The sequence below is a fragment of the Methylibium sp. Pch-M genome, assembly GCF_004136295.1.
Classification (GTDB): Bacteria; Pseudomonadota; Gammaproteobacteria; order Burkholderiales; family Burkholderiaceae_C; genus Methylibium; species Methylibium petroleiphilum.
Genome location: NZ_CP029606.1, coordinates 1064956 through 1085333, shown reverse-complemented (window position 1 = coordinate 1085333; position 20378 = coordinate 1064956). Strand labels below are relative to the sequence as shown.

Genomic DNA, 20378 nt, shown 5'->3' with positions numbered 1-20378 from the left:
GCAGCCTCCGCCGGCACGAGGCACACTCCATGCCGGGCCGGCCGAGACGCGGGCGGCAGGGAGGACCGCGATGAGAGGACGAAGCTTTGTCGGTGCCGCCGTGGCGTTCGGGGCGCTGGCCGCCGGCAGCGCGGCGCTGGCCCAGGTCGCCAATTACGGCTTCCTGCGCAACACGCCGATCAGCCGCTTCAACGAGCAGGATTTCAAGCTCTACCGTGCCGCCGTCACGCAGGCGCTGGCCGCGCCCGAACTGGGCGTGCCGGTGACCTGGCGCAACGACCGCAGCGGCAGCGAGGGGAGCGTCACGGCGCGCGAGGGCGAGCGCGCGGGTTGCCGCGTGGTGGTGATGGAGAACCGGCACAAGGCGCTCAGTGCCCGCAGCGAGCAGCAGCTCTGCAAGGTGGACGGCAAGTGGAAGGCGACGGCGGGCTGACCCGCAGCGTGCGCGGCGCCTGCCCGCACGACTGCCCCGACACCTGCGCGTTGCGCGTCACGGTGCGCGATGGCCGCGCGGTGAAGGTCCAGGGCGACGCCGACCACCCGACCACCCACGGCGCGCTGTGCACCAAGGTCTCGCGCTATCCCGAGCGCACCTACCACCCCGAGCGCGTGCTGCACCCGCTGCGGCGCGTGGGGCCCAAGGGTGCCGGGCGCTTCGAGCGGGTCGGCTGGACCGAGGCGCTGGACGTCATCGCGACGCGCCTGCAGGCGATCGCTGCGCGCGACCCGCAGGCCATCGTGCCGTACAGCTATGCCGGCACGATGGGCCTGGTGCAGGGCGAAAGCATGGCCGCGCGCTTCTTCCACCGCCTGGGGGCCTCGCTGCTCGACCGCACCATCTGCGCCAGCGCCGGCGGCGAGGCGCTGACGGCGAGCTACGGCGCCAAGGTCGGCATGCACGTGGAGCACTTCGCCGAGGCGAAGCTGATCCTGATCTGGGGCAGCAACAGCATCGCGTCGAACCTGCACTTCTGGACCTACGCCCAGGCGGCCAAGCGCGCCGGCGCGAAGCTGGTCTGCATCGATCCGCGCCGCTCCGAGACCGCCGACAAGTGCCACCAGCACCTTGCGCTGCTGCCCGGCACCGACGGTGCGCTGGCGCTCGGCCTGATGCGCGAGCTGATCGTCAACGACTGGCTCGACCACGACTACATCGACCGCCACACCGAGGGCTGGCCTGCGCTGCGCGAGAAGGCACTCGCCTGGACGCCCGAGCGCACCGCCGCCGTCTGCGGCCTGGACGCCGAGCAGGTGCGTGGCCTGGCGCGTGACTACGGCGGCACACGGCCGGCCGCGATCCGCCTCAACTACGGCATGCAGCGCGTGCATGGCGGCGGCAACGCGGCGCGCCTGATCGCCACGCTGCCCTGCCTGATCGGCGCCTGGCGGCATCGCGCCGGCGGGTTGCTGCTGTCGAGCAGCGGCTGGTACCCGATCGACCACGGCGCCCTGCAGCGGCCCGAGCTGCTGGGCGCGCGCCGTCCGCGCACGATCAACATGAGCACCATCGGAGACGACCTGCTGCGCGAGAGCTCGGCCGGCTTCGGCCCGAAGATCGAGGCGCTGGTTGTCTACAACAGCAATCCGGTCGCGGTGGCGCCCGAATCGCCCCAGGTCGTGCGGGGCTTCGCGCGCGAGGATCTGTTCACCGTGGTGCTGGAGCACTTCCTCACCGACACCGCCGACCACGCCGACTTCGTGCTGCCCGCGACCACCCAGCTCGAGCACCTGGACGTGCACCGCAGCTACGGCCACACCTCGGTGCTGATCAACGAAGCGGCCGTCGCGCCGCTGGGCGAGGCGCTGCCCAACACCGAGATCTTCCGGCGCCTCGCCGCGCGCATGGGCTATGTCGACCCCTGCTTCGGCGACAGCGACGAGGCGATCGCCCGCCAGGCCTTCGGCCGCCACGTGCGCTTCGACGAGCTGCGTGAACACGGCTGGGTCCAGCTGCCGCTGCCCGAGGCGCCGTTCGCCGACGGCGGCTTCCCCACGCCGAGCGGGCGCTGCCGCATCGACGCGCCCGGCTGGGGCGTGCCCGACCACGTGCCCAACCACGAGTCGGCGCAGAGCACGCCCGCGCTCGCTGCGGCCTATCCGCTGGCGATGATCTCGCCGCCGGCGCGCAACTTCCTCAACTCCAGCTTCGTCAACGTGAAGAGCCTGCGCGACATCGAGGGCGAGCCGGTGCTGGAGATCCACCCGGGCGACGCGGCGCCGCGCGGCATCCACGATGGTGCGCTGGTGCGTGTCTTCAACGAGCGCGGCCAGTATTGGTGCAAGGCCGTGCTCAGCGAGCGGGCGCGCCCCGGTGTGGTCAACGGCCTGGGCATCTGGTGGCGCAAGCTCGGCGTGCGCGGCAGCAACGTGAACGAAGTCACCCACCAGAAGCTCACCGACCTCGGTCGGGCCCCGAGCTTCTACGACTGCCTGGTCGAGGTGAGCGCGGACTGAGCAGTCCGTCACGCGGCCGATGCGTCGCGTGGAAGTCCGGTCGCTGGCCAGCGCGGTGGCATGTGTCTTGCCACGTTGCCGCGTCACCAGAACGTTGGGAATCCGTCTTGAAACCTGCTGTCCGTCGGGCCGCGCGTCCTCTCGCGTGCGCCGTCCTGCTCGCGAGCCTCGCGGCCGCCTCTCACGCCGCCGACCCCACGACGATCGAACAGCTGAAGTCCGGGACCGACATGGTCTGGATGATGGCCGCCGGCGCCCTGGTGTTCTTCATGCAGGCCGGCTTCGCGCTGCTGGAAAGCGGCATGAGCCGCGCCAAGAACGCGATCAACGTCATCATGAAGAACTACTGCGACACGTGCTTCGGCGCGGTCGCCTTCTGGGCCGTGGGCTTCGGCCTGATGTTCGGCGCCAATGCCAGCGGCTGGATCGGCACCGACCGCTTCCTGCCGCACGCGATGCCCGAGGCCGACTACGGGCTGCTGTTCTTCCAGATGATGTTCGCCGCCACCGCCGCCACCATCGTCAGCGGCGCGATCGCCGAGCGTGCGCGTTTCTGGGCCTACATCGTCAGCTCCGTGCTCATCACCGGGCTCATCTACCCGGTGTTCGGGTCCTGGGCCTGGGGCTCGCTGTTCTCCGGCCAGGGCTGGCTGCGCGAGATGGGCTTCATCGACTTCGCCGGATCGACCGTCGTGCACTCGGTGGGCGGCTGGTCGGCGCTCGCTGCCGTCCTGGTGATCGGGCCCCGGCTCGGACGCTTCGGACCCAACGGCGAGGCGCGCCCGATGCTCGGCCACAACCTCACCTCGGTGGCGCTCGGCGGGTTCATCCTGTGGCTGGGGTGGTTCGGCTTCAACGGCGGCAGCACCGCCGCGGCCACGGTGGGCATCGGCAAGATCGTGCTCAACACCCACCTGTCCGGCGCGGCGGGTGCGATCGGCGCTTTGGCGATGCTGGCGCTCGGCCGCCAGCCGGTGCTGATGACGGCGGCCGTCAACGGGAGCATCGCCGGCCTGGTCGGCGTCACCGCGGGCTGCCACGTGATGGAGCCGGCCTATGCGCTGCTCACCGGCTTCGTGGCCGGCGGGCTGAGCGTGCTGGCCGGCTGGCTGCTCGAGGCGGGTCGCATCGACGACGTGGTGGGAGCCGTCTCGGTGCATGCGGTCGGCGGCGTCTGGGGCACGCTGGCGGCCGGGCTGTTCAAGCACGACGCGATGTTCGACCTGCAGCAGCTCGGCGTGCAGGCGATCGGCTGCGGCGTCGCCTTCGTGTGGTCCTTCGGCACCGCGCTGCTGATGTACTGGCTGCTGGCCCGCGGCATGGGCCTGCGCGCCAGCACGCTCGACGAGCAGCGCGGCCTCGATTTCACCGAGCACTACGAGATCGGCTACCCCGAGTTCCAGCAGGACGCGGTGCACCGGGGCAAGCGATGAGCGGCGGTGCGTCGACGATGGCAAGCCGCGACAACGACCCGGTCACTGTGCGGCGTGCGCTGGCGCACGCGCTGGCCGAGTACCTGGAGGCGCCGCGCGTGCGCGACGCGGTGATGCTGTGGTGCCAGCAGTTCCAGGGGCGCGGCGCGCTGTTCCTCGGCCTGAGCCGCTACTGCCGGCAGATCGCCGACGGCTTCGGCCTGGCCGGCAAGGAAGCCGAGCTGCACCTCAGGATCTTCCGCGCGCTGCAGAGCGACCCGCGGCGCCTGCCGGACGATCCACTGTCCTCGCAACCCTTCGAGTCCACCGAGCCGGGCAGCCTGCCACCGGGCTCCGTCGCCCCGGTGGCGCCGCGGCTGGGCGAGGGGGTGGCGGCCCTGCAGGCCTTCTTCGCGGCGATCGAGGCCCAGCTCTCGCGCGATCTGCCGGTCGGCCTGACGCCGGCGCGCGTGCGCCGCGCGCTGATCCGCCACGCGGCCAGCCTGCCGCGACCCCAGCAGCACGCGGCGTCGCTGTGGTGGAGCGGGCAGGTGAGCACGCTCGATGGCGACTGGCCGGCCGGCGGCCATGGCACGCTGCTGATCAACGTGATGTACGTGGCACTCGCCGAACTGCTGGGGCCGGTGCGCGCGGACGCCTGCTTCACGCAGGCCGTCGACCGGCTCGAGGCCAGTGGTGTCCCGGCGCTGACCGGCATCCGCCGCTACCTGTAGCGCCACGCCGACCTGTCCGCATGGAGCCGTAGACTGCGCGCCATGCTGCTGCGCGCCCGGTCCTGGTGGTTCTCTCTTGTCGCGGTCGGCGCTGCGCTGGCGCTGCTGGGCGGCTGCGGCAGCGTCGCCTACCTCTCGCAATCGGTGCAGGGCCACCTTGGCGTGATGCGCGCCGCGAAGCCGGTCGACGACTGGCTGGCCGACGCCGGCACGCCGGCCGTGCTGCGCGAGCGCCTGCTGCTGAGCCAGCGCATCCGCGACTTCGCGGTCCAGGAGCTGGGCCTGCCCGACAACGCCAGCTACCGCCGCTATGCCGACCTCGGCCGGCCCGCCGTGGTGTGGAACGTGGTCGCGGCGCCCGAGCTGTCGCTGAGCCTGAAGACCTGGTGCTTCCCGGTGGTCGGCTGCGTCGGCTACCGCGGCTACTTCGACCGCGGCGCGGCCGACGCGCTGGCCGCCGAGTTGATGTCCCAGGGCCAGGAGGTCAGCGTCTACGGTGTGCCCGCCTATTCCACGCTCGGCAAGCTGCCCGGTGACTTCTTTGCCGACCCGCTGCTCAATACCTTCATCGGCTACCCCGAAGGCGAGCTGGCACGGCTGATCTTCCACGAGCTGGCGCACCAGGTGGCCTATGCGAAGGACGACACCGAGTTCAACGAAAGCTTCGCGACCGCGGTCGAACGCCTCGGCGGCGAGCGCTGGCTCGCACAACGGGCCGATGTGTCGGCACGCGAGGAGTACGAGCGCTTCGATACGCGCCGCCGCGACTTCCGCACGCTCGTGCTCGCCACCCGCACGCAGCTCGACGCGCTGTACCGTGGGCCCGGCAGCGAAGCCGACAAGCGTGCCGGCAAGGCCGTGTTGATGGCGCAGATGCGCGCCGAGCACGCGCGCCTCAAGGCCGGTCCGTGGGCCGGCTACGGCGGCTACGACGCTTGGTTCGCGCGGGCCAACAACGCCAGCCTGGGCGTGCAGTCGGCCTACAACGCGCTGGTGCCGGGCTTCGAGGCACTGTTCGCCGCCGAGGGCAGCGACTTCTCGCGCTTCTACGCCGAGGTGCGGCGCCTCGCCAGCTTGCCGCAGGCCGAACGCCGCGCCACACTCGGAGCCGGCCGTCAGCTGCCGCCGCCCTGAACCGAACCGAGTGTCTCCATGCCCGACATCGCCCTGCATCGCCCCCACCAGCTCGGCCTGAAGCGCGCCCGCGAGATCGCGTGGAAATGGGCCGAGGACGCCGAAGCCAAGTTCGGCATGGAATGCACGGTGGAGGAGGGCGATGACGAGGACGTGGTGCACTTCACGCGCAGCGGCGTGAACGGCACGCTGCTCGTGCGCAGCGATGCCTTCGAGCTCGCCGCGAAGCTGAGCTTCCTGCTCGGCGCCTTCCAGAAGACCATCGAGGGCGAGATCGAGAAGAACCTCGATGGCCTGCTGGCGGCGGAGCACAAGCGCGCCAAGGCGCCGGCTGCGGCGAAGAAGGCGGCGCGCAAGAAGACCTGACAAGGTCTGCACGTTTCATACGGCCTGTATGCGAGCGCTGAGCGGGCGCCGCGCCGGTCCACTGTGTTGCGTTCATGTCCCCCGAGCCCGCCCTCCGGCCGGGCTCTCCTCCTCTACTTCACTCCACACAGCGGCCCGTCACGGCGCTTCGATACACCGCGGTGTGCCGGGGTTGTGAAGCCTTCGCGTGCCGCGGTGGTGCGTGCGACCAGGGCATCGGGTGAACGGCGAAGTGAGGTAAAGGAGGAGCGGTCGGCCCGCGGGGCCGGCCGCGGGGGACACGAACGCAGCCGTTCACCCGATGCCCTGGTCAGCAGCGCTCACACGCTGCACATGCCAAGCGCGACTCCCTACTTCAGCGACTCGATCAACTCGATGTAATCCTGCTGCGCAGACTCGCCGGCGGTGCCCTTCAGTTCATTCCACGCGTCCCACTTCGCGCGACCCACCATGTCGGAGAAGCCGGGGCGCTTGCCGTCCACGTCGCCGGCGGTTGCCTGCTTGTAGAGGGCGTAGATCCTCAGCAAGGTCTGGTTGTCCGGCTTCTCCGGCAGGGTCTTGGACGCAGCGACGGCGGCATCGAAGCGGGCTTTCAGATCGGCCATGGAGCGCTCCTCGTGGGCAAGGGACGGCAGTGAAAATCAGATTGACGCTGTCGATCTTACCGAGCATCGTCCCGGCCAAAACCCGAGAACAACCCGAGGAGACCCTTGATGGCCACCGCCGCGCCGGAGCGCATGTCGCGTGTCGATACCGCGTGGCTGCGCATGGACAACCCGTCCAACCTGATGATGATCCTGGGCGTGTGGCTGCTCGAGCCCGGCGTGTCGCATGCGGCGCTGTGCCAGCGCGTCGAGGAGCGCCTGCTGAAGTACAAGCGCTTCCGCCAGAAGGTGGTGGAGGACGCGATGGGCGCGAGCTGGGTCACCGATCGCAGCTTCGACCTGCAGCGCCACGTGCGCAGCGAGCGACTGGCGCCGCGCAAGGGACAGAGCCCGCGCCAGGCGCTGGAGGCGCGGGCCGCCGAGCTGGCGACCACCCCGCTCGACCCGGCCCACCCGCTGTGGCAGCTGCACCTGATCGAGGACTACCCCGACGTCGAGGGCCGGCGCGGCAGCGCGATGATCGCGCGCATCCACCATTGCATCGCCGACGGCATCGCGCTGATCTCGGTGATGCTGTCGATCACCGACGGCGGCAAGCCGCCGCCCGAGCGCGCACAGAAGCCCGACGACGAGAAGGACTGGCTGAGCGATGCGGTGCTCAAGCCGATCACCGACGTCGCGATCAAGGCCATCGGCCTCTACGGCGACGGCGTGGCCAAGTCCGTCGAGCTGCTGTCGAAGCCGCAGCAGCCGCTGTTCGGCTCGGTCGAGATGGCGCTCACCGGCGCCCAGATCGTCAAGGACGTCGCTGCGCTCGCGCTGATGCCCGACGACTCGCCGACGCGGCTCAAGGGCAAGCCCGGCACCAGCAAGCGCGTGGCCTGGTGCGAGCCGATCCCGCTGGACGACGTGCGCTCGGTCGGCAAGGCACTGGGCGCGTCGATCAACGACGTGCTGCTGGCCTGCGCCGCCGGCGCGATCGGCGGCTACCTCGAGGCAAAGGGCGACGACCCCACCGGCCAGGAGATCCGTGCGATGGTGCCGGTCAACCTGCGGCCGCTGGAGAAGGCGCATCAGCTGGGCAACCGCTTCGGCCTGGTGCCGCTGGTGCTGCCGATCGGCATCGCCAACCCGGTGCAGCGTGTCTACGCGGTGCGCCGCCGCATGAACGAGCTCAAGGGCAGCTACCAGCCGGTGCTCGCGTTCGGCGTGCTCGCCATCGCCGGGCTGCTGGTCAAGCCGGTGCAGCACGCGCTGCTGAACCTGTTCGCCAAGAAGGCGACGGCGGTCATGACCAACGTGCCCGGCCCGAAGGAGCCGCTGAAGTTCTGCGGTGCCACGCTGCGGCAGACCATGTTCTGGGTGCCGCAGTCGGGCGACATCGGCATGGGCGTGTCCATCCTCTCTTACGGTGGCGGCGTGCAGTTCGGGCTGATCACCGACTCCACGCTGTGCCCGGACCCCGAGGCGATCATCGAGCGCTTCGCGCCCGAGTTCGAGAAGCTGCTGCTGGTGACGCTGATGCTGCCGTGGGGCGAGTGAGGACGCCTCACGCACGCCCGGCGGTGGCGGTCACGGCGGCGTCGGCAGGCCGGCCAGGTAGCGCTCGGCCAGCGTCCGGTCGATGAAGCGCCGGGCATCGTCGACGTCGAAACGCTTGCCCTCGACCAGGCCCTCGGCGTACTCGAAGAAGGGCGCGAACAGTCCGCCCTGGTCGACCGGCGCGCGCAGCGCGAAGCGCGGCTGGGCGCTGCCGATGCGGCGCCAGGCGGCGCGCACCTCGGCCCAGAACGGCTCGGTGCGTTCGAAGTAGGTCTGGCCGGCGCTGAAGTCGTGGCCGGTGATGCGCTCGTAGCGCGCCACGCCGTACTCGCGCGCCAGATAGGGCAGCGTCGCGCGTGGCCGTCCGCCGTCGCCGAGCGCGAGCTTCAGGTTGTTCTCCTCCTGCACCCAGCCGCCGGGCGTGATGGTGTGGCGGTTGCTGCCGACCAGCACCTGGTAGTCGCTGCGCACGCTGAACTCGCGCCGCGGCAGCGGGCGCCAGGTCTCGTCGCTGATCCAGGTGGAGAAGCTGTCGCCGTGCTGCCAGCGCCCGCGCGCCGCGTAGCGCGGCGAGTCGTCGACCTGCAGCACGCTCTGCACCCAGCTGCCACTGCGTTCACCGGCCGGTACCGGCCGGCGCACCCAGGTGTTGCGGCCTTCGTAGGCGAGCAGGCTGTCGGCCTCGTAGCGCCACTCCTGCCGCCAGTGCCGCACGACGATGGGCTCGCTGACCTGGCCGTCCTGCATCTGCACCCGCATCACCAGGATGTGCTGCAGTGCGATGAAGTCGCCGCGGTCCTCGGACACGAACACCTGCTCGGTGCCCCAGCTCTGGTAGGGCGCGTCCGGCTTCAGCGCGGGATCGAAGCGCAGCACCTCGAGGAAGTCGAAGCTCACGCGGTAGGGACCGGCCATCGCGAGGATGGCGCGGCGGTCGCGCTCGCGCGCGCTGAGACCGGGCTCGCGCAGCCGCTTCCAGGCCTCGCTGGCCGCGGTGTCGAGCTCGACCGGCACGCCGCGCGTGCTCGCGCCGCGCGGCTTCAGGGTCGCCTCGCCGAGCGGCCAGGCGAAGATGAACTGGCTGGGTGCGGCGGCCGGAGTCGCCTCGGTGTAGGCCGCAGCGGCCCAGGGCAGGGCCAGCAGCGCAAGCAGGCACAGCAGTGCGGGGGACTTCTTCATGCGGCGCATTCTGTGCGCGTTCGCGCTGCCGGCCGCAATGCACCTGCCGAATGTCCGGGCTTGGCGCTCGCCCATGAAAAACGGCGCCCCGGGGCGCCGTCCTGCGTCGATCGGGTCGGGCTCAGAACTGGAAGGCCAGCCGCACGCCGCCCCAGTGGCGACCGTTGACGGTGATCGGTGCCGCGGCTTCCTTCATCAGCACGAAGTTGCCGCCGCCCATGTCGCGCCGGTAGGTCTGCAGCAGGAAGGGCCGGGTGTTGCGCGCCGACGCGAGGCCGGTGCGGTCGTTGAAGATGCGGCGGTAGCGGCTGTTCGCGGTGTTCCACACCGGGTCGTTGCTGCGTTGCGGGTTGCAGTACTGGCGGTTGTGGGTGGCGACGTAGCCGTTGCGGTCGACCGCGATGCAGTAGACGACCTTCTGGTTCAGCGTCAGCAGGCGCTCCTGCACCTGCGGGAACAGCCGGTCGGCCAGCGCGACGAAGCGCGTGGTGTGCTGGGCCGGGTTGGTGCCGGGCACGGGCTGGTAGTTCTCGTCGAACAGGTCGGCGACGGCGATGGTGTGGGTGCGCAGCGCGTCCTCCAGCAGCTTGCTGATCTGCGAGGCGGCCTCCTGGACGCCGCGGATGTAGGGCGTGTCGTCGGTGTCGATGCCGCAGTCGGCCACCACCTCGATCATGTTCTCGCTGACCTTCAGGAAGGCTTCGCTGCGCGCCGTGGCACTGCCCAGCGTCTGGCTGGAGCGCTGCATCTCGCGGTCGATCGCGGCCATCTGCTCGTTCAGGCCGTCGCAGATCGTGCGGCTCTGCACCGCCGCGGCACTGATGCTGCCGACCCCGCCCTGCACCTCGGCCAGCGCCCGGTGGAAGGCGCCTTGCGGCGCCTCACCCTCGCGCAACTGGATCTCGCGCGCCAGCGCGCCGACGCGCTGGTCGAGCTCGGCCACGGTGCTCATGATCTGCTTCGACGAGGCCTCGACCTTGGCCGACAGGTCCTTCACCGCGTCGGCCACGACACCGAAGCCGCGTCCGGCCTCGCCGGCCCGGCCGGCCTCGACCGAGGCGTTGAACGCCACCAGGCGCGTCTGCAGCGCGATCTGCGTGATCTGTCCGGCCGCTGCCGCCACCTGGCGCAGCGTGTCGACGATGCCGCCCACCTCGGTACCCACCTGCTCCACCGCGGCGCGTGCGCGCTCCACGGCCTTCAGGCTCTCGGTGGTGGTGGTGCCGATGCCCCCTTGCGCGCGCTGCACCTCGCCCAGCTGGCTGCCGAGCGTCTGCAGCGCCTGGACCTGGCGCTGGTTGACCTGGTTGCTGTCTTCGATCAGGCCGCGCACCTCGGCCGCGTCACGGCCGAGACGGGAGGCCGCCTGGGCGATGCTCTGCACCGCCTGGCGCAGGTCGGGAGCTGGCGCCGCGACGGGGGCCGGGTCGGCGGCCGCGGCCGCGCTTGGGGTCTTCTTGAACAGGCTCAGCATGGTTGTCTCGTGCTCGTTTCTTCTTTGGGGTTCAGTGGTCGCGCAGCTTGGCGCGCAGCCGCGCGATCGACTGGCTGTGCAGCTGGCAGACGCGCGATTCGGTCACGCCCAGCACCGCGGCGATCTCCTTGAGGTTCATGTCCTGCTCGTAGTACATCCCCATCACGAACTGCTCGCGCTCGGGCAGGGTCTTGATGGCCTCGATCAGCGCGAGGCGCATGCGATGGTCCTGCAGCAGGGCCACCGGGTTCTCGTTCTCGTCGGCCACGTGGCGATCGAGGAAGTCGTTGTCGCCATCGTCGCCGGACATGTCCTCCAGATAGACGAGCTGCGTGCCGCGCACCTTGCCCAGCAGCTCCTGGTAGTCGGCGAGCGACAGGCCCATCTGCTTGGCGATCTCGCTCTCCGCCGGCGCGCGGCCGAGCTGCTGCTGCAGCTTGTGCACCGCGATCTCGATCTCGCGCTGCTGCTTGCGGTTGCCGCGGCTCATCCAGTCGCTGCCGCGCAGCTCGTCGAGCATCGCGCCACGGATGCGCTGGGTGGCGAAGGTCTCGAACTGCACGCCCTGCGCACTGTCGAAGCGTGACATCGCGTCGGTGAGGCCGATCAGGCCGACCTGGATCAGGTCGTCGATCTCCACGTTGGCCGGCAGCTTGGCGATCATCTGGTGCGCAAGACGACGCACCAGCGGGCTGTACTGCTTGATCATGGCGTTCGTTTCGAGGCGACCGGTGGCGGTGTACATGTCGGGCTCCAGGCGGTGTTCGGCGGTTCGTTCGGTCTTCGATCGGGGATTCAGCGCGACCGCGGCAGGCGCGAGCCCAGCGACGGCAGCGCGGAGCGTGCGCCGATCTCGCCGGCCAGTGCGCCGAACACGCTGTCGCTCACGGTGTGCGGCAGTGCGCAGGCGAGCTGTTCACGCGCCAGGCGCTTCAGCCGCAGGCTCGGGCCGTCGGTGGGCGCCTCGGTCGGGTCGACGGCCACCCAGTCGTGCAGCGTGGCCCCCAGGAAGTCGTCGGCGCAGCGCGCCATGCGTTCGGCCACCTTGGCAGCGCGCGGCGAATCGGGCGGGGCGCTGAACAGGAGGTCGTGCGTCAGCAAGGCGGCACGCGTCGCCAGCAGCTTGATGGCCGCATAGGCGTGCGTGACGCTGTCGGGCTGTTCGTCGCACAGCACGATGGGGCGCACGGTGGCAGCCTGCAGCTCCTGAACGCGACGCGCGAACAGGCGGGCCAGTTCGGTGGCGCTGGCATGCACCAGCAGCACATCGATGTCGGGAGCGGCTTCGGAAATGGCGTCGAGGAAGCCGGAGGTCGAGCCGCTCGCATCCACGAAGCGCAGCGTCAGGCCGCCGGCGGCGAGGTAGCTCACGTGCGGGCTCAGCACTTCCACGCCCTCGGCGAGGTCGAAGCTGGCCAGTTCGGCCGGCGCACGGGCGTTCTCGCCGGCGTCGACCACCAGGGTGCGCAGACCCTGCTCGGCGTAGGCGCTGCACAGGCGCTCCAGCAGCGCGCCGCCGAAGGCGATCTTCGGGTTGGACACCACCGGGATGCAGCGCATCGTGCGGCTCACGAACAGGCGGCGCAGGCCCTGGGCCTGGTCGACCGGTGCGGGGTGGGTCGGCAGGTCGTCGAGCTGGTTGTACCAGCTGTCGGTGGCGGGGCGGCAGGCGCGGCGGGGCAGGTCGGCGGACATGGCGGCAGCGGGGTCGTCGGGATCGGGGAGCTCAGGCGCGGCCGGCCGGCACGGGGCGGCGTTCCGTCATCTGCGGCGTGGCGAACACCAGGTTCATCTCGCTGGCGTCGAAGTTGTAGGCCGGGCTGCCGGTGGCGCGCAGCGCGCGGTGCACCAGGGCCTGACCCGACAGGCGATGCCAGTCCTCGGGCACGCGTTGGCCATTGGCCACCGCGACGATCTTCTGCTTGTGGCGGATCACGGCGTCGAGCGCCGGCGCCAGCTTCACGGCCTCGTCCAGCTTCGACAGCACGATGCCCTTGCAGGCGGCGGCACGGTAGGACGTCATCACGTCGTCGATGGTCTCGCCCTGCACGGCGGTGTTGACCACCAGCAGCTTGTTGATCGAAGGGTGCGCCAGCATGTCGAGCAGTTCGCGCGTGCGGGTGTCGCGCTGGGCGACGCCGGCGGTGTCGATCAGCACCATCTTCTTGGCCGACAGCAGCTCCAGCAGGTCTTCCAGCGCGGTGCGGTCGTGCGCGGTGTGGACCGGCACGCCGAGGATGCGGCCGTAGGCGCGCAGCTGTTCGTGGGCGCCAAGACGGTAGGCGTCGAGGGTGATCAGGCCGAGGTTGGACGCGCCGTGCCGGGTGGCGAAGGCGGCGGCCAGCTTGGCGGTCGAGGTGGTCTTGCCGACGCCGGTGGCGCCGATCATCGCGAACACGCCGCCCTGGTCCTCGATCGGCAGCTCGCGCTCGCCGGTCATCAGGTTGCGCTCCAGCACGCTGGCGGCCCAGGCCTGCTCGTCGCCGACGTCGGCCGTCATGCCGGCCACCAGCTTGCGGATCAGCACCGGCGAGAAGCCGCACTCGAGCAGCTTCTGGGTCAGCTTGGCCTGGCCGGGCTCGCGCTGCAGCTTCTCCATGAAGGCCAGCGCGCCGAAGCGTTCCTCGATCAGGCCCTTCATCGAGCGCAGCTCGCTCAGCATCGCGGCGTCGGCCTGGGCCTCGCGCAGCGCCGGCTGGCTGGCGGCGGCGGGCTGGGCCTGGCGACCGTAGACCACCTGCTCGCGCAGCACCGGCACGGCGGCGGCCTGCTGGCTGGCGACGCGGTGCTGCACGGCGTCGACCGCCGCGTCGACCGCATCGTCGTCGTCCAGATCCTGGGCGTACAGCGTCGCCTGGGCGGCGGCACGGGCCGGCGCCATCGGGGCGACGTTGAGGGTCGGCTCGGTGCGTTCCTCGCGCAGCGCTTCGCCGCGCAGCGCGGCCTCGCGCTTCTTCAGCATGCGGTCGCGCACGTAGTCCTGGAAGGACAGCGTGCTCATCGACAGTTGTTCCACGTCCTGCTGCACATCGTCGGCCGTCGTGGAGCGGCCCCCCTTGGCGGTCTTGACCGGCTTCGCGGGCTTGGCGGGCGCCGGCTGCACCGCGGCGGCCTGCTGCTGCACGGCGGCCTGACGCTCGACCGCGGCCAGCGCGCCCGGTGCCATCGCCAGCATCTCGATGCCTTCGGGGCAGGGCTTGGTCGACAGCACCACGGCGTCGTCGCCGAGGGTCTGGCGCATCTTGGTCATCGCGTCGCGCGAGGTACGGCCTGTGAAGCGTTGGACGTTCATGCGGAGCCTCTGGGTCGGGGTCTGTCAGGGGGGCGGATCAAGCGGCGGCGCCGATGATCGAGCCGATGCGGATCGAATGGGTGTCGGGGATCTCGCTGTGCGAGAGCACGCGCAGCCGCGGCGCGGCGCGCTTGAGCAAACGGGCGATGGGCACGCGGATCGCATCGGGCACCAGCAGGCAGGCCGGGTGGCCCAGGTCCTCCTGGCGCTTGGCGGAGTCGGCGGCGGAACGGGTCAGGATGTCGGCCATGCTGGGGTCCAGCACCGGGCCGTTCTGCGAAGTCAGGGCCTGAGACAGCAGGCGCTCGAGGTCGGGCTCGATGGCGATCACCTCGAGCTCGCGCACCGGGCCGTAGATCTGCTGCACGATCGCAGGCGCCAGTGCCACGCGGATGCGGCGTGACAGCTCCTGCGGGTCGTTGGCGAGGTTGGGGTTGGCGCCCACGTGCTCGGCCAGCGCTTCCACCACCGAGCGCATGTCGCGGATGTGCACGCCTTCCTCCAGCAGCAGCTGGAGCAGTTTCTGGAGGGCGGCGATGGGGACCATCTTCGGGACCACGTCTTCGATGAGTTTGGGTGCCAACTTCGTCACATGCTCGACCAGCTGCTGCGTTTCCACGCGGCCCAGCAGGCGCGCTGCATTCACTTGCATCAAGTGTGAGAGGTGGGTCGCCACCACGGTCGAGCAATCAACGACCGTATAGCCGGCCATTTGCGCCGCTTCGCGCTGGCGCTCCTCGATCCACGTGGCGGGCAGGCCGAAGGCCGGGTCGGTGGTGGTGGTGCCGATCAGCGGCGTGCTGGCGTGGCCCGGGTTGATGGCCATCAGCATGCCGGGGAAGGCTTCGCCTTCGCCGATCACGGCGCCGCGCAGCGTGAGCCGGTACATGCTGGGGCGCAGCTCGAGGTTGTCGCGGATGTGCACCGACGGCGGCAGGAAGCCCACGTCCTGCGCGAACTTGCGGCGCACGCCCTTGATGCGCGTCATCAGGTCGCCCTGGCGTTCCTTGTCGACCAGTGCGATGAGGCGGTAGCCCACCTCCAGGCCCAGCGTGTCGACCGGCTGCAGGTCGTCCCAGCTGGCCTCGGCGTCGGGGGCCGGGCCGGCCGCGGCGGCCGGCCTGGGAGGCGCCCGCTTGGCGCGCTGCTCGCGCTGGTGCATCAGCCACGCGACGTAGCCGAGCGCGCTCGCGATCAGCAGGAACACGAAGTGCGGCATGCCCGGGATCACGCCCAGCAGCCCGATCACGCCGGCCACGATGCCCACCGACTTGGGCGTCTTGAACATCTGGCCCATGATCTGTTCGCCGACGTCCTGCTCCTTGCCGACGCGTGACACCACCATGGCGGCCGCCACCGAGATCAGCAGCGCCGGGATCTGCGCGACCAGCGCGTCGCCGATGGCCAGCAGGATGTAGCTGTCGGCGGCCTTGCCGGCGCTGAGGTCGTGCTGGACCACGCCGATGATGAAGCCGCCCACGATGTTGATGAACAGGATCAGCATGCCGGCGATCGCGTCGCCGCGCACGAACTTGCTGGCACCGTCCATGGAGCCGAAGAACTCCGCCTCGTTGCCCACCTCGGCGCGGCGGCGCTTGGCTTCCTTCTCGTCGATCAGGCCGGCGTTCAGGTCGGCGTCGATCGCCATCTGCTTGCCGGGCATCGCGTCCAGGGTGAAGCGCGCGCCGACCTCGGCAATGCGCTCGGCACCCTTGGTCACCACGATGAAGTTGATGACCACCAGGATCGCGAACACGATGATGCCGACCGCGAAGTTGCCGCCGATCAGGAAGTGGCCGAAGCTCTCGATCACCGCGCCGGCGGCGCCCGGGCCGGTGTGGCCTTCCATCAGCACCACGCGCGACGAGGCCACGTTCAGCGACAGCCGCAGCAAGGTGGTCAGCAGGATCACCGCCGGGAAGGCCGAGAAGTCCAGCGGCTTGACCATGTAGGCCGACACCATCATCACCATCAGCGCGATCGCGATGTTGAAGGTGAACAGCAGGTCCAGCGCCAGCGGCGGCAGCGGCAGCACCATCATCGCCAGCACCATCAGCACCAGCAGCGGCACCGCGAGGCTGCGGATCACGCGGGCGTTCGGGCCCAGCCAGGCCTGGACTTGAGCGAGCATCGGGTTCATGCCGGGACCTCAGCGCTTTCTGCGGAAGACGGTTTGTTGTGCGGGTCGAGTTCGGCGGGCACCGGCAGCTCGGGCAGTTCGCCCGGCAGCGGTGCCTTGCCGGCCAGCGCGGCGCGCAGCTGGTACACGTAGGCCAGCACCTGGGCCACCGCGGTGTAGAGCGCGATCGGGATCTCGCGGTCGAGCTCGGCGTGCGCGTACAGGGCACGCGCCAGCACCGGGGCCTGCAGCACCGGCACCTGGGAATCCTTGGCGAGGTCGCGGATGCGCATCGCCATCAGGTCGGCGCCCTTGGCGACCACGCGCGGGGCACCGCCACGGCCTTCCTCGTACTTCAGCGCGACCGCATAGTGGGTCGGGTTCATCACCACCAGGTCGGCCTTGGGCACGGCGGCGAGCATGCGGCGGTTGGCCATCTCGCGCATGCGTGCCTTGACCTTGGCCTTGACCTCGACGTTGCCCTCGTTCTCCTTGTGCTCCTGCTTCATTTCCTGGTGGCTCATCTTCAGCCGCTTGGCGTGCTGGAAGCGCTGCAGCGGCACGTCGATCAGGGCGAACACCGCCAGCGCGAGCAGCAGGAACATCAGGCCGTAGAGCACGTCGTTGCCGGCCTGGGCCAGCGCGGTGGGCAGCGGCAGCGTCAGCGTGCTGGTGAACTGGAAGACGTTCTGCGACAGGTAGAAGGCACCGACCAGCCCGATCACCAGCGCCAGCACGCAGCTGCGCACGGTGTCCACCAGGCGGTCGGCCGACAGCATGCGGGGCAGGCCGGTCAGGGGATTGAGCTTGCTGAACTTGGGCTCGATCGCCTTGAGCGTGAAGTTCCACCCGCCGACCGCAAGGCTGCTGGCGAGCGCCGCCAGCACCATCACCACCCCGATCGGCAGCATCGCCCAGGCGAACTGCACGCCCAGTTCACCCAGGCGCTCGGCCATGCTGGCGGTGCCGCCCAGGGTGTGGGCATCGAAGCGCAGGCCGCTCTGCAGCAGCCGCGTCATCCAGCCGGTCGCGGCGGGCGCCATCGCCGCCAGCAGGGCGATGCCGGCCGCCACGGCCGCGAAGTGACCGAGGTCGCGCGAACGCGGCACCTGCCCGTCTTCGCGCGCCTTCTTCAGCTTGCGTTCTGACGCGGGCAGGTTGCGGTCTTGGGCGCCTTGATCGGCCATGGTTCCTCGGAAGAGTCCTGGAGGAGGATTCTTCCGGGAGGCCGCGAAAACTTGAGCGAGATAAGCAGGGCAGGGACCGTGCTTTTCCGGTCGCGGGCCGGGTGCCGCCCGGAATGCGAACGGCGCTCCTGAGAGCGCCGCGAGGAAGGAGCCGGGGGTTCGCCGGGCCTCAGGCCTTCACCACCCCGCTGTGCACGGCCAGCGCGGCCGCGCCGCGTGCGTTGTAGACGGCTGCTTCGCGAGGGATCAGCACCTCGATCGCGCGGTCGAGGGCCGCGGTGGCGCGCGCCAGCGTGTCGCGTTGCGAGGCAACCTGGCCGCTGGCCTGGGCCAGGCGCTGGCGCAGGGCCGTCGGCACCGGGCCGCGGTGGCGGCTGAAGCAGTCGAGGGCGGTCGCCAGGGCGCGTTGCAGCTCGACGGCGGCCGTGTCGACACCGCGGCTGTCGCGCTCGAGCAGCGTCTGCGCCAGGGCGGCCAGGCGCTGCTCGACGTCGGCGATTGCGGCCTCGAGGATCTGGGGCGCAGACGCGCGCAGCTGGGTGGAGCTCGGATCGGTCTGCATGAGAAGGTCGGGACGGGCAGTGGGAGGCGGCAGGCCGGGCTCAGCGCTTCACGGCGTCGAGCATTTCCTGCGCGTTGGCGATCAGCTTGTCGGCGATGACGTCGGCGTTCACCTTGAACGAACCGTCGGCGATCGCCTGCTTCATGCGTTCCACCTTGGCGGCGTCGAACTCCGGGCTGCTGGCGCCGGCCAGCAGGGCCGTCGCCGTGCTGGAGAGCTCCACCGTGCTGGTGCCGGCGTCGGCGGCCTGGGCGACGCGGGCCTTGGCCGCTGCGGCACCGGCTTCGGCATTGGAGCGAGCCAGGATCGCAGCGTCGGCGGCGGGCGTGGAGGTTTGACCGATCTTCATGACGGACTCCTGCAATCCAGGGGCAGAGTCCCCGGACGGTTCAACATCCCAGCGGTATCGACGAGGGCTCGTCGAACTTGAGAGATTCTTTTGTAACAGCGACGCGATGGCACGGCAAGCTCCGGGTTCAGGCGCGGATCACAGCCGCAGCTCGACGCGCCGCTCGCCCACCGGCAGGCCGGTGACGATGCGGCCGCTCTCGGTGCGCACGCGCACCGGGCTGCCGTCGAGGCCCGGCGTGATCGCCTGGCCTTCGCTCTGGACGGAAAAGCCGGGGCCGACGGCGACCAGTTGCACGGTCTCGCCCGCGGCGAACCACTGGCGGGCGCGCAACAGGTTCTGGCGCAGGTCCTCGCCGGCGCTGACCATGCGCAGCAGCGAACGGCCGATGGCCTCCTGCGGATCGGTGAGGGCGGCGGCCGGGTCGGCCGCGAGGTCGATCTCGGCCTCGCGCAGGTCGGCGGCGGTGAGCACGGTACCGGCCGGCAGCGCGCTGGCGGCGACCAGCGCCCGGCCGTACACCTTGACGGTGATCGGCAGGTAGACGTTCCACTTCTTCTCGCCCTGCAGGCAGCGCAGGCCGACGCGCGTGCGGCCCCAGGGCTTGAAGCCGGTCGGCAGATAGGGTTCGATCTGCTGGCAGGGCGCCAGCTTGAGGCGGGGGTCCAGCGCGCCGGCCTCGACCTCGACCCGCAGGCCGGCGGCCGGCTGCGAGCTCTTCAGGGCCAGGCTGCGCACCTGTTCGGCCAGCACCGCGGTGGCCCCGGCGTCCTGCGCCCGGGCGGGCAGCGACGCGGTCGCAACGGCCAGCAGGAGCAGGCACAGGGCGAGGGCGGCGGGAACGGCGTTCGGCTTCATCGAGCAGGACTTTAGAGGGCGGCCTGTGTCGGCGGGCCGGGAATTGAGCGGGGAAGAGGGTCCTATTCCCGCTAATGTTTCAGACGGTCACGACCAAGAATGCCCCCCATCGCCACGCTGCGTGGCCCTCCGTCCGGGCACCTCATCATGATGGACCGACTCACGAACTCGCTGAACTTCCAGACCCAGGCGCTGCTGCTGCGGTCGGAGCGCCAGCGCCTGATCGCGAGCAACATCGCCAATGCCGACACCCCGGGCTACCAGGCCCGCGACATGGACTTCGGTGCCGCGCTGCGCGAGGCCACCGGCGCCGCGACGCCCGGCCATGCGCTATCGGCCACGCAGGCCGGGCACTTGAGCCCGACCGCCGGTGCCCGCAGCGACGCCGGGCTGAAGTACGCCACGCCGAGCCAGACCAATCTGGACAGCAACACGGTCGACATGGACCGCGAGCGCGCCGCCTTCGCCGACAACGCCGTGCACTACGAGGCCACGCTGCGCTTCATCAACGGCAGCGTGCGCACCATGCTCAGCGCGATTACCGGCCAGTAAGGGAACGATCATGAGACATCCCGTCAGTAGTCAAGACGCGGGCCGAGCGCCGGGCCGCCCCAAGCCGGCCCGTATCCCCTCGGGGGATCGGCCGATGTACTCGTCGGACGAGGGGTCGTCATGAGCATGCTGAACATCTTCAACGTGAGCGGCAGCGCGGTGAGCGCGCAGAGCCAGCGGCTCAACGTCGTCGCCTCCAACCTGGCCAACGCCGACACCGTGGCCGGCCCCGACGGCAAGGCCTACAAGGCGCGCCAGGTGGTGTTCCAGACGCTGCCCTTCCAGCAGCCCGGTGAAGCCGGCACTGCCGCCGGCGTGCAGGTCTCGCAGGTCACCGAGGACAACGCGCCCGGCCGCAAGGTGCTCGACCCCAAGCATCCGCAGGCCGATGCCGACGGCTACGTGACCTACAGCAACGTCAATGCGGTGGAGGAGATGGTCAACATGATCTCGGCCTCGCGTTCGTACCAGAACAACATCGAAGTGATGAACACCGCCAAGACCCTGCTGCTGAAGACGCTGCAGATGGGTCAGTAACGACTCCTTCCTGAACAGGATC

At 70.4% G+C, this 20378-nt stretch carries 20 protein-coding genes; 9 read left to right on the top strand and 11 right to left on the bottom strand.

Features of this window, described 5'->3' with window-relative positions:
• Positions 1-70 precede the first annotated feature (70 nt).
• The 6 genes from C1M51_RS05110 (at position 71) to C1M51_RS05085 (ending at position 6100) form a co-directional block, all read left to right on the top strand.
• Complete coding sequence (locus tag C1M51_RS05110; protein WP_129448524.1) at positions 71-433, top strand: hypothetical protein; 363 nt, start codon at positions 71-73, stop codon at positions 431-433.
• Entirely contained in the window at positions 412-2454 is a 2043-nt protein-coding gene (locus C1M51_RS05105; protein ID WP_129448523.1) for a molybdopterin-dependent oxidoreductase, read from the top strand. The genes C1M51_RS05110 and C1M51_RS05105 overlap by 22 nt, the downstream gene beginning before the upstream one ends.
• A 230-nt stretch (positions 2455-2684) precedes the next feature.
• Positions 2685-3887 carry an ammonium transporter gene (locus tag C1M51_RS05100; protein ID WP_242499977.1) on the top strand — a complete coding sequence of 401 codons (1203 nt, stop codon included), beginning with the start codon at positions 2685-2687 and terminating at the stop codon, positions 3885-3887.
• A gap of 17 nt (positions 3888-3904) precedes the next feature.
• Positions 3905-4600 carry a hypothetical protein gene (locus C1M51_RS05095; RefSeq protein WP_129448521.1) on the top strand — a complete coding sequence of 232 codons (696 nt, stop codon included), beginning with the start codon at positions 3905-3907 and terminating at the stop codon, positions 4598-4600.
• Between the two features lie 42 nt (positions 4601-4642).
• Positions 4643-5734, top strand: coding sequence for an aminopeptidase (locus tag C1M51_RS05090; protein ID WP_129448520.1), 1092 nt, complete (start codon positions 4643-4645; stop codon positions 5732-5734).
• A gap of 18 nt (positions 5735-5752) precedes the next feature.
• Positions 5753-6100 (top strand): polyhydroxyalkanoic acid system family protein, encoded by a 348-nt coding sequence (locus C1M51_RS05085; RefSeq protein ID WP_011830662.1) that lies wholly within the window; start codon positions 5753-5755, stop codon positions 6098-6100.
• 350 nt (positions 6101-6450) lie between these two features.
• Here C1M51_RS05085 and C1M51_RS05080 read toward each other — a convergent pair whose 3' ends face one another.
• Positions 6451-6705: an acyl-CoA-binding protein gene (locus tag C1M51_RS05080; RefSeq protein ID WP_011830661.1), complete on the bottom strand. Its 255-nt coding sequence runs from the start codon at positions 6703-6705 to the stop codon at positions 6451-6453.
• Between the two features lie 108 nt (positions 6706-6813).
• Here C1M51_RS05080 and C1M51_RS05075 point away from each other — a divergent pair, with 108 nt between their 5' ends.
• Positions 6814-8247, top strand: coding sequence for a wax ester/triacylglycerol synthase family O-acyltransferase (locus C1M51_RS05075; RefSeq protein WP_129448519.1), 1434 nt, complete (start codon positions 6814-6816; stop codon positions 8245-8247).
• Between the two features lie 30 nt (positions 8248-8277).
• Here C1M51_RS05075 and C1M51_RS05070 read toward each other — a convergent pair whose 3' ends face one another.
• The 10 genes from C1M51_RS05070 to flgA all read right to left on the bottom strand — a co-directional run bounded on the left by C1M51_RS05070 (position 8278) and on the right by flgA (position 19267).
• The gene (locus C1M51_RS05070) at positions 8278-9426 is read right to left on the bottom strand and encodes a DUF6607 family protein (RefSeq protein ID WP_242499976.1); all 1149 of its coding nucleotides are present in this window, start codon (positions 9424-9426) and stop codon (positions 8278-8280) included.
• Positions 9427-9547: 121 nt separating this feature from the next.
• Positions 9548-10900, bottom strand: a complete 1353-nt coding sequence (locus C1M51_RS05065) for a methyl-accepting chemotaxis protein (protein WP_129448518.1) — start codon at positions 10898-10900, stop codon at positions 9548-9550.
• 31 nt (positions 10901-10931) lie between these two features.
• Positions 10932-11645, bottom strand: a complete 714-nt coding sequence (locus tag C1M51_RS05060) for an RNA polymerase sigma factor FliA (protein WP_129448517.1) — start codon at positions 11643-11645, stop codon at positions 10932-10934.
• 50 nt (positions 11646-11695) lie between these two features.
• A complete protein-coding gene (locus tag C1M51_RS05055; protein ID WP_129448516.1) occupies positions 11696-12595 on the bottom strand; it encodes a flagellar biosynthesis protein in 900 nt (299 codons plus the stop codon).
• A gap of 31 nt (positions 12596-12626) precedes the next feature.
• Entirely contained in the window at positions 12627-14192 is a 1566-nt protein-coding gene (gene flhF, locus C1M51_RS05050; protein ID WP_129448515.1) for a flagellar biosynthesis protein FlhF, read from the bottom strand.
• Between the two features lie 37 nt (positions 14193-14229).
• Positions 14230-16332, bottom strand: a complete 2103-nt coding sequence (flhA, locus tag C1M51_RS05045) for a flagellar biosynthesis protein FlhA (RefSeq protein ID WP_129448514.1) — start codon at positions 16330-16332, stop codon at positions 14230-14232.
• Positions 16329-17498, bottom strand: coding sequence for a flagellar biosynthesis protein FlhB (flhB, locus tag C1M51_RS05040; protein WP_129448513.1), 1170 nt, complete (start codon positions 17496-17498; stop codon positions 16329-16331). The genes flhA and flhB overlap by 4 nt, the downstream gene beginning before the upstream one ends.
• Before the next feature lie 169 nt (positions 17499-17667).
• Positions 17668-18060, bottom strand: a complete 393-nt coding sequence (locus C1M51_RS05035) for a hypothetical protein (protein ID WP_129448512.1) — start codon at positions 18058-18060, stop codon at positions 17668-17670.
• Between the two features lie 40 nt (positions 18061-18100).
• The gene (gene flgM / locus C1M51_RS05030; protein ID WP_011830651.1) at positions 18101-18409 is read right to left on the bottom strand and encodes a flagellar biosynthesis anti-sigma factor FlgM; all 309 of its coding nucleotides are present in this window, start codon (positions 18407-18409) and stop codon (positions 18101-18103) included.
• A 138-nt stretch (positions 18410-18547) separates the two neighbouring features.
• Positions 18548-19267 carry a flagellar basal body P-ring formation chaperone FlgA gene (flgA, locus tag C1M51_RS05025; RefSeq protein ID WP_129448511.1) on the bottom strand — a complete coding sequence of 240 codons (720 nt, stop codon included), beginning with the start codon at positions 19265-19267 and terminating at the stop codon, positions 18548-18550.
• 147 nt (positions 19268-19414) lie between these two features.
• On the opposite strand from flgA, the gene flgB reads away from it, so the two are divergent.
• Together flgB and flgC are read left to right on the top strand one after the other, a co-directional pair.
• Positions 19415-19819 (top strand): flagellar basal body rod protein FlgB, encoded by a 405-nt coding sequence (gene flgB, locus C1M51_RS05020; protein ID WP_129452096.1) that lies wholly within the window; start codon positions 19415-19417, stop codon positions 19817-19819.
• Positions 19820-19939: 120 nt separating this feature from the next.
• Positions 19940-20356, top strand: a complete 417-nt coding sequence (flgC, locus tag C1M51_RS05015; RefSeq protein ID WP_011830648.1) for a flagellar basal body rod protein FlgC — start codon at positions 19940-19942, stop codon at positions 20354-20356.
• The last annotated feature ends 22 nt before the right edge of the window (positions 20357-20378 follow it).